Source organism: Citreicoccus inhibens, assembly GCF_019039035.1.
GTDB classification, from domain to species: Bacteria; Myxococcota; Myxococcia; order Myxococcales; family Myxococcaceae; genus Citreicoccus; species Citreicoccus inhibens.
Genome location: NZ_JAHNZT010000011.1, coordinates 135283 through 149776, shown reverse-complemented (window position 1 = coordinate 149776; position 14494 = coordinate 135283). Strand labels below are relative to the sequence as shown.

The 14494-nt window shown below is 68.8% G+C and carries 7 protein-coding genes; 3 read left to right on the top strand and 4 right to left on the bottom strand.

The genetic code is table 11. The features are described 5' to 3' along the window. Position 1 precedes the first annotated feature (1 nt). The 3 genes from KRR26_RS15900 to KRR26_RS15890 form a co-directional block, all read right to left on the bottom strand. Entirely contained in the window at positions 2 to 5449 is a 5448-nt protein-coding gene (locus KRR26_RS15900) for a DNA repair ATPase (RefSeq protein WP_217080226.1), read from the bottom strand. Positions 5450 to 5533: 84 nt separating this feature from the next. Beyond that, positions 5534 to 7693, bottom strand: a complete 2160-nt coding sequence (locus KRR26_RS15895) for an SPFH domain-containing protein (protein ID WP_120208084.1) — start codon at positions 7691 to 7693, stop codon at positions 5534 to 5536. Between the two features lie 125 nt (positions 7694 to 7818). Further along, the gene (locus tag KRR26_RS15890) at positions 7819 to 8607 is read right to left on the bottom strand and encodes a hypothetical protein (protein WP_120208082.1); all 789 of its coding nucleotides are present in this window, start codon (positions 8605 to 8607) and stop codon (positions 7819 to 7821) included. Between the two features lie 134 nt (positions 8608 to 8741). Between KRR26_RS15890 and KRR26_RS15885 the strand changes: the two genes are divergently transcribed. Together KRR26_RS15885 and KRR26_RS15880 are read left to right on the top strand one after the other, a co-directional pair. After that, on the top strand, positions 8742 to 9473 hold the full coding sequence (locus tag KRR26_RS15885; protein WP_120208080.1) for a 2OG-Fe(II) oxygenase: 732 nt from the start codon (positions 8742 to 8744) through the stop codon (positions 9471 to 9473). A 107-nt stretch (positions 9474 to 9580) separates the two neighbouring features. Further along, positions 9581 to 9775, top strand: coding sequence for a hypothetical protein (locus KRR26_RS15880; protein WP_120208078.1), 195 nt, complete (start codon positions 9581 to 9583; stop codon positions 9773 to 9775). A gap of 72 nt (positions 9776 to 9847) precedes the next feature. On the opposite strand, the gene KRR26_RS15875 is transcribed toward KRR26_RS15880, so the two are convergent. Then, positions 9848 to 11737: a M4 family metallopeptidase gene (locus KRR26_RS15875; RefSeq protein WP_268905839.1), complete on the bottom strand. Its 1890-nt coding sequence runs from the start codon at positions 11735 to 11737 to the stop codon at positions 9848 to 9850. Positions 11738 to 12148: 411 nt separating this feature from the next. Between KRR26_RS15875 and KRR26_RS15870 the strand changes: the two genes are divergently transcribed. Beyond that, entirely contained in the window at positions 12149 to 14437 is a 2289-nt protein-coding gene (locus KRR26_RS15870) for a zinc-dependent metalloprotease (protein WP_217080225.1), read from the top strand. The last annotated feature ends 57 nt before the right edge of the window (positions 14438 to 14494 follow it).

The following is a 14494-nucleotide window of genomic DNA, read 5'->3' as shown; positions in this document are numbered from 1 at the left end:
CCTATCTGCGCAGCATCCCGCGCAACACTTCCAGCGCCTCCGTCACGCCCTGCCAGACCTGGAGCGCCTTGACGGCCTCCTCCTCACCTTGAATGGCGCGCCGAGACGCGCGCTCCAGAGGAAGGAGCGCGCCCTCCACCAGCTCGATCTGCCGGCTCAGCTCCGCGGGTGACGGTGCCGCCCCGCCGCGCGCCACGGGCTCGGAGGGAGTCACGGTGACCGTGGCCGGGCGCTCGGCCAGGGAGGCAATGGCCCGGGTCAGCTCGGCCAGGTGCGGACTGACGTCCGGAGCACTCACCGGAGCAGCCACGAGGGGAGCGGCGGCACGCTCGGTGAGCGCCTTGAGCAGTTGGGCCAGGTGCTTCACGTAGGGCGACAGGTCCAACGCGGGCGCGGGCTGCGGCACGGAAGCCTCCGCGCCCGAGCGCGCCACATCGAGCAGCGCCTCCCGCAGCGAATCGAGCCGAGGCGCCAGCGTGTCCTGCGCCGCCGCGGCGGGCCGCGCATGCGAGGCGGCCTCCAGGAGCGCATCGCGCACGGCGCCGAGCCGCTCCTCGATGGCCCCGAGCTGTCCGGTGACGCGCGCCACGGGGTCGTCCTCCTTGCCCCCCATGCGCTTGACGCGCGCGAAGCCCTGCTTGATCTCCTCCCAGCGCTTCGCCTTCTCCTCGCTCAGTCGCCCGCGCAACTCCGCGAGCTTGAGCAGGTTCTGCTCCGCCGCGGTGGTCAGCGTCTGGGACTCGCCCTGGTAGTGGTCGTCGATGCGCCGCTCCAGCTCCTCGTCGGTCATCGCCGCGACGACCTTCTCCGCGAGCTTGTTCATGTTGCGGTAGCTGCCCTGCAACTTGAACGCGGGCTCCGACCGGAAGCGCTCGTCCTGTGCAGCCGAGGCGATGTACTGGAGGTTCACCTTCAGCAGCACGCGCTGCACATGGAAGAGGCGCTGGAACACCGCGATGACTTCCTGGAGCTCCGCCGCCGAGTAGCCGTGCTTCAGCTCGCCCGAGGGCACCTCTTCCCCCTTCGCCATGCGCAACAGGCGGTGCACGTCGCCCGGGTCCCGCGTCGCCAACGGCGCGAGCACCGCGTTGGAGGTCAGCGAGTTCTCCAGGTAGCTCAGCGCGAAGAGGTCCTCCTTGCCGTCGAGGATGTCGCCCAGGTTGTAGGTATCCGCGCGGTTGGCGAGCATGTCCGGGATGCGGAAGCGCTCACCCGTCTCGGTGTAGGGGTTGCCCGCCATCACCACGCAGAACTTCTTGCCGCGCAGGTCATATGTGCGCGTGCGGCCCTCCCAGACCCCCTCGATGCGGCGCTGGCCGTCGCACAGCGAGATGAACTTCTGGAGCAGCTCCGGATCCGTGTGCTGGATGTCGTCGAGGTAGAGCATCACGTTGTTGCCCATCTCGAAGGACAGGTTGATGCGCTCCACCTCCTGCCGCGCGGTGGCGTTGGGCGCCTCGGCGGGATCCAGCGACTTCACCGCGTGGCCCAGCGCCGGACCGTTCACCTTCACGAAGGTGAGGCCCAAGCGGCTGGCGACGTACTCCATCAACGTCGTCTTGCCGTAGCCCGGCGGAGACATGAGCAAGAGCATGCCCATGCGGTCCGTGCGCTTGCCCTCCCCCGCCGCCCCGAGCTGCTTCGCGAGGTTCGCGCCGATGAGCGGCAGGTACACCTCATCGATGAGGCGGTTGCGCACGAAGCTGGTCAGCACCTTGGGCGTCAGCTCTTCCAAGCGCAGCGTGCGCCGCTCGCGCTCCAGCAAGTCCCTCAGCAGTCCGCGGTACGCGAGGTACGCGGGCACGCGCGTCCGGCGGAACGCCTCCAGCCGCGCCAGATACTCATCCAACCGCAGCACCAGCTTCCGATCCTGGATGCGTGCGTGGCTCCCCAACAGACCCGTCACCTCGGTGGACGTCAACGCGCCCGCCGTGGTGCGCTCCAGCTTGCGCTCTGTGACGAGCAGCACCGCCGCCTCGTCCACCAGCAGCCGCGCCTCACCCGGGCCGTCCTCCCGACGAGACAGGGAAGCCTCCAACCACGCCCGCGCGAGCAGGAACCGCTCGGGCAGGTTCTTCTCCAGGCCCCGAAGGTCGTCCTCGAACGCCGCGCGCGACCCTTGCTTGTCGAGCTGCGCGAGGAACGCATCCCGCAGCGTCACCGTCTCGCGCGCGGTGGTGAACCGGGGGCGCTCCACCGCGAGTTCCTCCACGAGGTAGCGCCCCGCCTGCCGCGCATCCGCCTCCGAATGCGCGAGCCCGTGCGCGCGGAGGAACGCCTCGACGCGCTCACCCAGCGCGTCACCCAAGGCGCTCAGCTCCGAGGCAGAAGCGAACACCGTGCGCAGCCGCGCGAGGCTGCGTGCCCGGCGATGGAGCACCGCGCGCGCCGCCTCGTCCGAGTCAAAGGCCCAATACAGCGCCGCCCAGGCCCGCGCTGTCGGAGCGAACCGCAGCAGGCCCGCGCCCTGATACAGCCCCAGCAACTTCTCCAGGATGGCCGCGGCGTCCGCATCGTGGACGCCGCGCTCATAGCCCTCGTCGAATCGCTCCGACGCGAGCGCACGCACCTTCTCCAGCAGCGTGCCCTGCGCGACCGCCTCCTGGAGCGAGGACAACGAACTGCCCCGCTCCCCCGCCTCCGCGGCCGAGAGCACGCACGCGGCCAGATACTCGGCGCGGTACACCGCGGCCGACTCCGACACGAGGTGCTGTTCCCAGAGGTCGCGGTACTTGAGCAGCTCGGGGTCCTCCAGCTTCCGCGTGTAGTCCGTGCCGGTGAGCTGGAGAAAGAGCGCGCCATCGCGCGGGATCAAGGTCAGGTCGAGCGACTGCGTGTTGACGTGGAACCGATAGGGCCCAAGCTTGATGAGTCCCTCGCCGCCCTCGAAGAGGTCCTGGCGATCGCGCAGGGCGCGCAGGGCCTCCTGCTTGGCGGACTTCACGCGCGACAGGACTTCATCCGCGCGAACGCTGTCCTGTAGCTCCAGGAGCTGCTCGGCGAGCTGCCGGAGCTTCTGGATCATCGCGTCCGAGGCGAAGTACGCGTTCAGCGCGTCATCCGACGGGAACGACCTCGCCCGCCGCTGGACGCCTTGGAGGATGCGCTCGGCCGCGCTGAACAGGCTGCTCGCCCGGCGCTGGCGCTCGTCCACCAGCGCCTGCTTCCTGGAGCCGAAAGCCTCCAGCAGCTCCTCGCGCTTCTGGGTGATCTGCCCGAGGAACTCGTCGAACTCCCCGAAGCGCCCTTCCAGTTCCTCCAGGAGCACCGTCAGCCGAGACAGCGCCTCGTCGCAACGCGCGGGCGTATCCGACTGCGTCAGCGCGCTCTCGATACTCTGGCCCAGGAGCTTGAACTGGGCGCCGAACTCCGCGCGCTTCTCCTTGCCGCTCAGCTCCTTGCGCCGAGCCTGGACGCCCGCGCGCACGCGGTTGACCCGACTGAACAGCTCGGAGATGCCCTCCAGGATGCGAGCCCTCGCCAGCGGGTCTCCCACTTGGAGTCCGCCCACCACCTCGCCCAACACCTCCAGTCCCTTGCCCGTCGTCTCCACGTCCTGCGTCAGCGGCGCCAGCTCCAGCGTGGTGGTGATGGGCTCCAAGCGCCCCAGCAGCTCATCGAGGCGCCGGGCGATGGGCTGAAGCGCCTCGCCCTTCTGGAGAAAGTCCACGCACGCGGTACTGACGCGGCCCGAGGCCTCCTCCACGGCGGCCTCCAGGACGTCCACCCGCGCCACGTTCATGTAGCGGATGTCCTTGAGGGTGATGAGGTGACCGCGATGCTGGCGCAACTCCGCCAACGCGCGCATGTAGCCCTCCGCATCCACGAGCCCCTCGGGCTGCACCTGGAGCAGCAGCGCGTCCTGCTTCTTCTCCGCCTCGGCGAGCGAGTCGGTGGCGCGACGGCGCAGCGCGAGCACCTTCTCGAACTCATCGATGATGAGCTCGGCGGTGCGGCGAAGCTGCTCGACGTGCGACTGGAGCCCCACCTCCGCGTGGTTGAGCCAGTAGTACGCATCCAGCGCGCGCGTGGCCGCGGAGACCAGGTCCTCGTACGTGCGCCGCGACGGCTGTTCCGTCTTCGCGATGCGCTGGAGCGTCAGCGCGTCCGAGATGCCTCGCACCAACTCCGCGTTGCCCACCTTGCCCAGGTAGCCCGGCACCGGAGGCGTCGCGGCGGCATATTCCGCCGAGACGAACGGCGTCTGCCACACCTGCATCGGATGCACGCGGGTGGGCTCGGCCGAGGTCGCGCGGAAGACGACCAGGCGCCCGTCCGCGAAGAGGCTCATGCCGTGGCATACGAGCGGGTTCTGGACCTCCTTGCGCACGAGGTTGTACGCGAACAACACGTACGCGCCCTCGTCGCGGCGATGGAAGACGTAGAGGACGTCCTCACCGTTGGGCGAGCGCACCGCCTGATGAAACTCCATCCCATCGGCCGCGCCCTCGAAGACCTTGAAGTCCCCCGTCTGGAGATAGTAGCCGCCCGGGAAGACGATGCCCTGGTCCTCCGGCAGCCGCACGCAGGACTGGCCGATGGCATCAATGCGCACCACGTGATGGGTGCGCGAGTTGAAGACGAGGTAGCGGTGCGCCTTCTCGCGGAAGGGCAGCACGCGCAGCAGGATGAGGCCGCCCACCTGCGCCCAGGCGAACTCGGCGTCATCGAGCGACTGATCCGGATCCTCCACCGGCTCGCTGTAGATGCCCAGGCCCGTGGTGGTGTTGTTCTCCACCTTGACGGTGAGGTCGCCCTTCACCGTCTCGACGAAGACCTGATCCAACACGTTGACGTGCGGGTGCTGGCCGAGCACGTAGTGCTCACGCGTGGCCACCGTCCACTCGAAGTCCTGCGCGGGTGGGAAGACGTGGTCGCGCTCGCCCTGGTTGTCCAGGTACGTGGCGCGGCCCTCCACATCCACGTTGAAGCGGAACACCTTCACATCCCGCGCGGACTGCCCCGTCTGAAAGACGGCCAGCAGGCGCGAGTCGCGGCGCCGGAGCTGAATGAGCCGCGTGTCCTTGTAGTATTTGTACAGCTCCCCGAAGTCCTTCACGAACCGCGGGTCCGCCAGGAAGCCCCCGGCCTCGGTGGGCGGCACGGCGGACAGGTCGAAGCCCTCGGCCGTCGACTCGAAGCGGTGCAGCGAGAAGACGTCCGAGACGGCCGTCTCCTTCTTCAGCCCGATGAAGACGTTGTAGCCAAAGAGGACGTACTTGCCGACGCTGACGACGTCGCGCGGGACGCAGTTGTTCTCGGTGCGCACGCGCTCGTTGCCGATGACGGACAACTCCGTGCCGCCGAACAGCGTCTTGCGCCGCGCGTTGAGGTCATTCGCCTGAGTCGCCAGCGCGTCCGCGTGCGCCAGCAAGCGCGCGCGGATGACCTCGTAGCTGCCACCCTCCAGCGTCACCTCGCCCGAGGCCCTGTCGCCGCCAGTTGCCATGAAGATCCACCGGATAGAACAGACTGCGTCTCAACAAAGGGGGCCCACGTGCGGGCCCCCTGTCCCAACCACCTGGCGTGCAGCTCAGCCCTGCTTGTCGCTCGAGGACTGGCCGTCAGCGTTCACCAGCGCCTTGAGGTTGCTCGCGGCGGAGGCGGTGGGGTTGACGTTCATGCGGTTGAGCAGCGCGGCCACGGCCAGGTTCTGCACGTCATTCGTGAGGCCGGGCTTGGAGAGGATCTCCTTGAGGTCCGACGGCAGATCCTTCTCACCGGTGAGGTAGCCCCCCAGCGCCTTCTTGAGCGACTCGCTGTGGTCCAGCGCGCCGTCCACCGAGGTGCCGAACGAGACCGCCTTGACGAAGCGCTCGAAGAACTCGCCGTCGCCGCCGACGATCTGGAACTTCGCGTTGGCGAGCGCCTTGGAGAGCACCTCCGCCTGCGCGTGGGCGATGTCCCTGCGCACGCGGATGGACTCCAGCTCCACGTCGCGCTCCTTCTGGAGCCGCAGCCGGAACTCCTCGTGCTCGCGCCCCACCCCGTCCAGGGCCTTCATCGCGGCGGCCTTCTCGGCCAGACCGCGCGCCTCGGCCATGAGCTTCTCCTGGATGGCGGCGGCCTCCGCGAGCAGCTTCTCCTTCGTGGCGAACGCCTCGGCCTCACCGCGCTTGTGGATGGCGCTGGCCTCGGCCTCCTGGATGCGGGCGCTCACCATGCCCTTCTCCTGGGCACCGGCGGCCTCCGCGAGCAGGCGCTCCCGGACGACCACGGCCTGGGCCTGGCCCTGCTTCTCGATGGCGCTGGCCTCGGCCTCCTTCACGCGCACCTGCGCCATGCCCTGCTTCTCGGTGGCCACCGCGTCCGCCTCGCGGACGCGCACGTTCGCGAGCCCCTCCGCGGCAGCCTCGGCCTGGACGCCCTCGGCCAGCCGCATCTTCGCCTTGGCCGTCTTGTCCGCGGCCTCCAGGTCCGCGTCCGCCAGGGTGAGCTTCTCGCGCGCGGTGAACTTCGCCACGTCCGCGCTCGTCTCCGCCGCCTTGAGATCCTTGACGAGCTTCTCCTGGGCCTGCCCCTCGGCGGTGATGACCAGCGCGTCCTTCTTGCGGCGGGCCTCGGCCGTCACGCGCAGGTCCTTGATGCGCTCCTCCTCCTCGGCCACCGTCTTGTCGACGGCGACGCGGGCGCGCACCACATCCGCGATGAGCTTCTTCTCGCCCTCGACCGCCTTCTCCTTGGCGATGCGCTGCAACTCCGTCTCACGCTCGCGGTTGATGGCCTCCAGGGCGCGGTCCTTCTCCACGCGCTCGGACTCCACGCCCACCACGCGCTCGCGGTTCTTCTGCGCGACCTCCACCTGCCGGGACTTGTTCTGCTCGGTGATGAGGATCTCCTCTTCGGCCTTGATGCGCGCCAGCTCCGCCTTGGCGTGCTCCTCGCTCTTCACGCGGTCGGCCTCGGCCGTCTCACGGGCCTGGATGCTCTCGATCTCCCGCTTCTGCTTGGCCGCGGCCTCCTGGCGCTGGCGCTCCAGCGCGAAGATGGCCTCATCGGCCTCCACGTTGCGCTTGGTGACGGCCAGGCGCTCGCTCTGGCGCAGCTCGTTGGTGAAGACGTTCTGCTCGGTGGTGAGCTGGGTGATCTTCCGGATGCCCTGCGCGTCGAGGATGTTGTCCTTGTCCAGCATCTCGACCGGGGTCTGCTCCAGGAAGTCGATGGCGCAGTCCTCCAGCATGTAGCCGTTGAGGTCGCGACCGACGACACGCACCACCTGGTCCTTGATCTCCTCACGCTTGGTGTAGAGCTCCTCGAAGTCGAAGCTCTTGCCCACCGTCTTGAGCGCCTCGGAGAACTTGGCCTCGAAGAGGTTCTCCAGCGTCTGGTGATCGCTGGCGCGCACGCACCCGATGGACTGGGCCACCTTGAGCACGTCCTCGCGCGTCTTGTTCACGCGCACGAAGAAGGTGACCTTGATGTCCGCGCGGATGTTGTCCTTGCAGATGAGGCCTTCCTTGCCGCGCCGATCGATCTCCACCGTCTTCAGCGAGATGTCCATCACCTCGGCGCGGTGCACGATGGGCAGCACCACGGAGCCGGTGAACGTGACGACGGGCTCGCTCTTCAGCGTGTTGACGATGAGCACCTTGCCCTGGTCGACCTGCCGGTAGAACTTGGCGACCGTGACGAAGATGCCGAAGAGGATGATGACTCCGCCACCAATGATGGCGACCAGCGTGATGGGATCCATGGCCTTTCCTGTGAAGTAGTGGGCGGGCCTTGTACCAAGGCCCCGGAGTCCCCCGCGAAAGCGCTCCGGAGCGAGATGTCACATCGGCCCGCCAGTCGGGTCGCGATGCGAAACGATTCAACGACTCATCGCGCGCGAGCCCGTGCGCGCGCCAGGGCCTGGGCCTCGCTGGGATTCCCCAAGCGCGCCGCCTCCTCGGGCAGGAGCCAATCCACGGGCTCCACTTCGTAGACGTCTCGGCCGGCGTCGTAGGCGAGGATGAGGGCCGGCTCGCCCCGCTTGAGCGTGTTGGCCTTGGCGCAGACGATGTTGAGGATGAGGCCCGCGCCCCCATCCTCGAAGGTGCCGTGGCCGAAGCGCTCCGTCACGGAGCCGCTGGACACGATGCACACGCGGCCCATCAGCTCCTCGCGGCCCGGGGCTCGCTTGGCCACGAAGACAGGCCGCAGCGGGCGCACGAGCACGCTCGCGACCAGCGTGCCCGCGATGAAGCACAGCAGCCCCAACCCCACGCTCACCAACCCCGAGGGCAAGGCGCTCAGCGCCGCGTGCACCGCCTGCCCGCTCGCCACCGACAGCGCCCAGGACAGGAACACCACCAGGCTCACCGTCACCGTCACCGGAATCCCACTGAAGCCCAGCAGTCCGAAGAGCCCCGCCGCCGCCTCCGCGTCGTCCAGATGCGAGTGCGAAACGTCCCCGTGCCCATGCCCCGCGACCGCCTTGGCGCCGCCCTGGAGCGCGCCGCCCACCGCCTTCGCCCCGGACTCCACGTCCAGGTGCACGTCCCCATCCAGCACGTCGATGCCCACGGCCCCGATGATGACGAACAGCCAGTAGCTCAACACCACCCCGAGCAGGATGGTGAAGACGGCGGTCGGGAAGGCCAACAGGGCATCGAGCAACGCGCTCATTCGGCTCGGTCAGGGAAGGAGGTAGGAGTCGCAACGAACTCTAAACGACCGCACCGGGAGAGAAAAACGCGAGCGTTCGCTTTTCCGGCGGCTCGGTCGACCCGTGGCCGAGGCATCTGGAATAGCCTTGCCCCGTGCGCGACTTCGTGACTCGGCGCAATGCCTTCTCGGATGCGGAGCGGGTCGCCCTGCGCGATGCCCTGCTCGGCTCGCGCTTCGTGGCGCGCAGCCCGCTCATGGGGACATTTCGCGCCAGCCGCGGCTTCGCCTTCATCTTCACCCACGAGGGCCGCGCCGCGCTCGAGCAGCGCTTCCCCTTCCTGGGCCCATACCTGTCGCGCGTGCTCGATCCCCAGAGCGCCCGCGGGCTCTGGCCCTGGCGAGAGCGCTGGTGGGGCGCGCGGCCGGGTCGCCCGCGCCCCAACGCGTACTACCTGAACCTGCTGCTGCTCGACGCGGGGACAGAGGTGGGCCGCCACATCGACGCCACGCTACAGGAGCCCAGCGGCGTTCCCGGCGCGACGCCCGAGCACGTCAGCGTCCTGTACCTCCAGGTTCCGGAGAAGGCGCGGGGCGGCGCGCTGCACCTCTTGCGCGACGACCGCACCGTGGGCGAGGTGAAGCCCCGGCCCGGGATGCTCGTGCACTTCCGAGGCGACCTCCAACACGAGGTGCGCCCCTTCACGGGCGGCACTCCCGGCGAGCAGCGAGCGAGCCTCGTCTGCGAGCAGTACACCTTCCCACCCGAGGCCCTCGCTCGCCTGCCCGCGCTGCGCATCCAGTCCAAGGCGGGCTTCGCCGCCTACCTGGATGCCCAGCGAGAGCGACCCGCCGACGCGCGCGCCGAGCTCCAGCGGGAGGAGTGAGGCGCGGCGTGCCTCCTCGCCCTCGGAACGACCCGCGCGCGCGAGTTGCCCGAACCCTCGCGGCCCCCAACCCTTGTGCGGTGGGACGACGCGCGGAGAGCACGAGCATGGCCAGGAAAAGACTGCACGAGGGCTACGGAGAGACGAGCGAGCAGCGTCAGCGCCACCTGGAGGGTGACAACTTCTCCGAGCGGGCGCCGCAGACACCCGAGGAGTTGGACGAGGTGCGCAGCGCGTCCGACGATCCGCACGAGGTGGTCACGCTGCATCCACTCGCCCCGGACATCCCGCCCGAGGAATAGCGGCGAGCACGGGGCGCGCGGGGACACGACGGCGCGTCCCCACGGCGGCCCCTGCGCTCGCGCGCCGTCCGGCTAGAACTGCCCCTTGAGCGTCACGTTGGAGTACGTCGGGTAGCCCCGCAGCATCACGTAGAACGTCCCGGCGGTGCTCCTCGGCGCCATGAAGCACACCTCGCTGCTGCCATTGAGGTACGGGCGGCAGTCATACGCATCCGACGTGGGCGCGGACCCAAACCGAACATACAGGTCCGCGTCTCCCTTACCGCCGCTGATGGCGAACGTCACCGGCGTGTTGGCCGGCACGTCCAGGCTGTACAGCGTGCCGTGGCCGATGTCGGAGTCCGAGGCCTTGACGCCCTCACCATTCACCAGCGCGATGGACTGCGGCGGCGGCGGCACCACGCCCACGCCCACCGCGTCCCACGCGGCCTTCACCGCGTCCTGGGTCGCCTGATCGTACCCAAGGTCCGCGGCGGCCAGCATGGTCCACGCCCGCGCCTGCTCGAAGGTGGTCAGCTCCGAGTAGAAGACCGTGTTGGCGTAGTACCAGATGTGCGCCGCCTTCTCGACGCCGATGCCCGGCACCTGGAGGGTGGAGCGCCCGCGCGGATGCGTGCCGCCCTTGGAGAGCAGCGCGAACGCGAGGTTGGGAATGCCCGACGAGTAGTGCGGGTCCGTCCCCGAGGTGAAGTCCGGCGCGTAGTCCAGCGAGTCCCCATCCGCGAACGGGTCATCCATGTAGCGCAGCGCATCGCCCGGCACCGCGGGCGTCCAGATGTCCTCGCCAATCTTCCAGACGTCCGGATCCGTGCTCCACGTGCCCGACTTCCAGCTCTCGCACACCGCGCTGAACGTGTCGGACATCGCCTCGTTCAGGCCACCGGACTGTCCGAAGTAGAGGAGGTTCGACTCGTTCTGCGTGACGGCGTGGGTCAGCTCGTGGACCGTGACGTCGCCATCCCGGCCCAGCGGCCCCGCGTTCACGCCATCTCCGTCGCCGTACACCATCTGCTCGCCGTCCCAGAAGGCGTTCACGAAGTTGTAGCCGTAGTGAACCGAGCTGACATACGTGTGGCCCGCGTTGTCATACGAGTCGCGGCCGAAGTTCTCCTGGTAGCACCGGTACGTGTACCCGAGCATGTCGAAGTTGGTGTCGGCCGTGGTGTCGCCGGTGGGCGAGTCGGTCTCGGCCCGCAGCAGCTTCCCCGGCAACATCAGCCCGTGCCCGTCATAGACCTCGCGGTTGAGCGCGGAGTGGATCTCCGGCACGCGCAGCAGCACGGAGCCATCCGTCGCGCTGACATAGACACGATCCCGGAGGGGCATGCCCTCGCCCTGCCCCGCCACGCGCGTCTCCCACGCCAGGCGCAGCGGCCCGTCCTCGGTGCGCAGGTACACGAGCCGAGGCGCGCCTTTCAGCGAGAGGCCCGTGCCGTGCGTGGCGCGCAACGCCGCCGCGCTCGCGCTGGAGGCCGCCACGCTCGGACGCGCGGACACATTCACACCGTCTCGCGCCGAGCCGTTCGCCATGTACACCGTGCCATCCCGGCGGACGTGCACGAGGAGATTGCCGCCCACCACCTCCAGCCCGTTCTTCGTCTGCTGGTAGCGCAGGTGCTCGTTGCCCTGGGCGTCGGTGCTCGCCTTGCGGAACACCAGGTCCTTCGGGCTCAGCCGGAACACCGGCGCCACCGCGGCGAGCGCGGGCGCCAGGGACTGCTCCGCGGACAGGCCCTGGCGGCCTCGCTCCACGTGCGCCAGCTCCCCGCGAACCGTGTCGGGGATGACGCCCTCCACCTGCGTCCCGAGCACCTGGGCGCTCCCGAGCGCACCCAAGGCCGAGCGGATGTCCTCCCCCGAGGCCTCGGACTTCGCGCTCGGGGCTTCATCCCCACAAGCCGCGAGCGACAGACCCAACCACGCCATCCCCAACACCTTCCAGTATCGATGTTCCAACGCCATGCCTCCGCGACCAACCAGACGGGCACCGGGGCCACCCCGAGCCCTGCTTCTGGGAGAGCAACCTCTGGCGACGCACGCGCGAGAACAGAAGTGCGGAAGCAACGGGAGCGTTGAGCCCGGGACAGCCCGCCCCAGGCATCGCGCCCGAAATCAACAGCCGCTCCCCCCGCGCGCCGAGGGCACCTTCCAGTGCCTCACCTTCGACCCGCGTCGGCGGAAACATCCACACACAAATGCAAGCGAGTTCTCGCCCGCGCCGAGAATCATTGCGGCGCGGTGGCGACTTGTGACCGGAAAAGCCCTCAATCATTGCATACGCAACTGAGTTGCCTGTTTCCCGGATACTTCTGGTGCGCAGGGCGTCCGCGCGGGACGTCCGCCGCACACCCACGTGTGACTCTGGAGGCAGACATGACGAGGTGGCATTTCCCGCTACGGCGTTCGTTGGGCGCCATGACCCTGGCCGCGAGCCTCGTGGCGGGTTGCAGTGGGCCCGATCAGGCCCCGGCGGCAACCACTCCCGAGACTCCCGCCGCGGAGCTGAACGTCGCGCTGGAAGAGGCGTTCGTCGCCATTCCGCGCACGGTGAGCACGGAGCAGGCACAGCAGGTGCAGCAGAAGCTGGACGGCGCGGTGGAAGACTCGGGGCAGAGCTTCTACATCGCCATCCGCAAGAGCGAGCTGGCGCAGAAGTGGTTCCTGTCCGCGTTCCTCAAGCAGAACTTCCCCGGTGGCGTGAGCTACTCCGCGGCGTCCTCGCTGGGCACCCGGGTGGTGAGCTTCAAGGTGCAGAACGGGAAGCTCTTCGTCTTCGACGTGGATGATCGCAAGGCGAACAGCGACGTGTTCGATCCGCAGGTGCTCGTCGAGGCCTACCCGGTCATCACGAACTACGACGCGTTCAACCGCACGCGCGGCTCGGATCAGTACGTGCTGTTCGATCCCACCGCGGGCCTCAACCACTTCGGCGTGGTGGGCGATCAGTTCGGCGAGTACGCGCAGCGCTTCCAGGTGGAGCTGAGCTTCGCGCAGCGCTTCCGCAAGATCACGGACGGCGTCACCTTCGAGCAGGTCTTCACGGGCTACTCGGACACGCCGGACCCGGGCTCGGGCGATCTCTTGGAGAAGAACCAGTTCCGCACGTCCGGCACGCTGGGGATCGGTCTGCGCAAGTACACCGAGGGCGCGGGCTACACGCCCACCGAGCTGCCGCCCCAGGAGTACTTCTTCCGCAGCGAGCCGCGCATCATCCCCAACACGGGGGCAATCACCCAGACGGCGGCCAAGTGGAACGTGCACCCGGGCATGAAGCCCATCAAGTGGTACATCACCGACAACATCAAGGCCGTCCAGGCCGACCCGCGCTACGCCAACTATGACGTGGTGGGCGCGGTGAAGCGCGGCATCGAGAACTGGAACGCCGTGTTCGGCTACAAGGTCTTCGAGGCCGTGGTGGGCGACAGCTCGCTGGGGTTCGCGGACGACGACAAGAACGTCCTCATCTTCGACCCGGATGACTCGGTGGGCTTCGCCTTCGCCAACTGGCGCACCAACCCCAACACGGGCGAGATCCGCGGCGCCAGCGTGTACTTCAACACGCTGTGGCTCGAGTACGCGGACTCCCGACTCGGCGGCGGCGCGAGCGCCACGGCCAAGAGCACCGCCAAGGCGCAGCGCCCCACGCGGCTGACCTGGGCGGGCATGAAGTCCGACTCGCTCTGCGAGCTGGCGGCTCCGCAGTTCCGCCCGGACACCCGCGGCCGCACTCCCGTCGAGAAGGCCGGGACGACCTCCGCCGCCGCGGCCGCGCTGACCAAAAAGCAGATCGTCGAGAACTACGTGACGCACGTGGTGCTCCACGAGGTCGGACACACGCTCGGCCTGCGCCACAACTTCGCGGGCTCGCTCGCGTTCGACGGCTCGCCGAGCACGCCGCGCTCCAGCTCGGTGATGGAGTACGTGTACGATCCGGACGCGGTCTACGTGAGCACGCCGGGCCCGTATGACGTGCAGGCCATCCGCCTGCTGTACGGCCTGTCCTCGGACCTGCCCACCTACCCGTTCTGCACCGACGAGGACACCGAGCTGGATCCGTACTGCCTCCCGTACGATCGCTACGACGACCCGCTCACGTACTGGGTCGGCCCGTATCACCAGCTCGTGCTCGACCTCATCCTCACCGGCAGCGCGTCGTACGCCGACCTGGCCGACGCCTTCGACTACTACGGCAACCGCGAGTTCGGCTTCATCCGCGCCGGTGACGCGGGCACGCAGGCCTATGCCTACGACATCGCCATGGCCCAGGTCCGCCCGCCGCTGGCCGTTCCGGACGACATCCCGGGCTATGGCGCGCGCGCCGACTTCCTCGCCACGCGCATCCTGTCCCGCCTGTACCTGGATCCGGCTGGCGCGCGCGGCAGCTTCGTCAACAACCCGGCCAACACGCAGCCGCTGACCGCCAGGGTCATCGGGGATTTGAGCGGCATCGTGCTCAACGTGGACGGCATCCGCAGCCCGGCCTCGCGCCGCACGGCGGTGGACATCCTGAAGACCCACCAGTCGCTGGCCGCCTACTCGGCCCTCCGCACCGCGAAGGACACCCTGGTGGCCCGGCTGCCCACGCTGACCGGTGACGAGCTGCTGCGCACCGAGGACCTGCTGGCCCGCATCAACGCGGCCATCTCGCCCTACTACCGCTGAGTCACCCTCCGAGCGGGCCTGAGTATCGGGCCCGCTCGGAACACTTCGGGCGGAGGG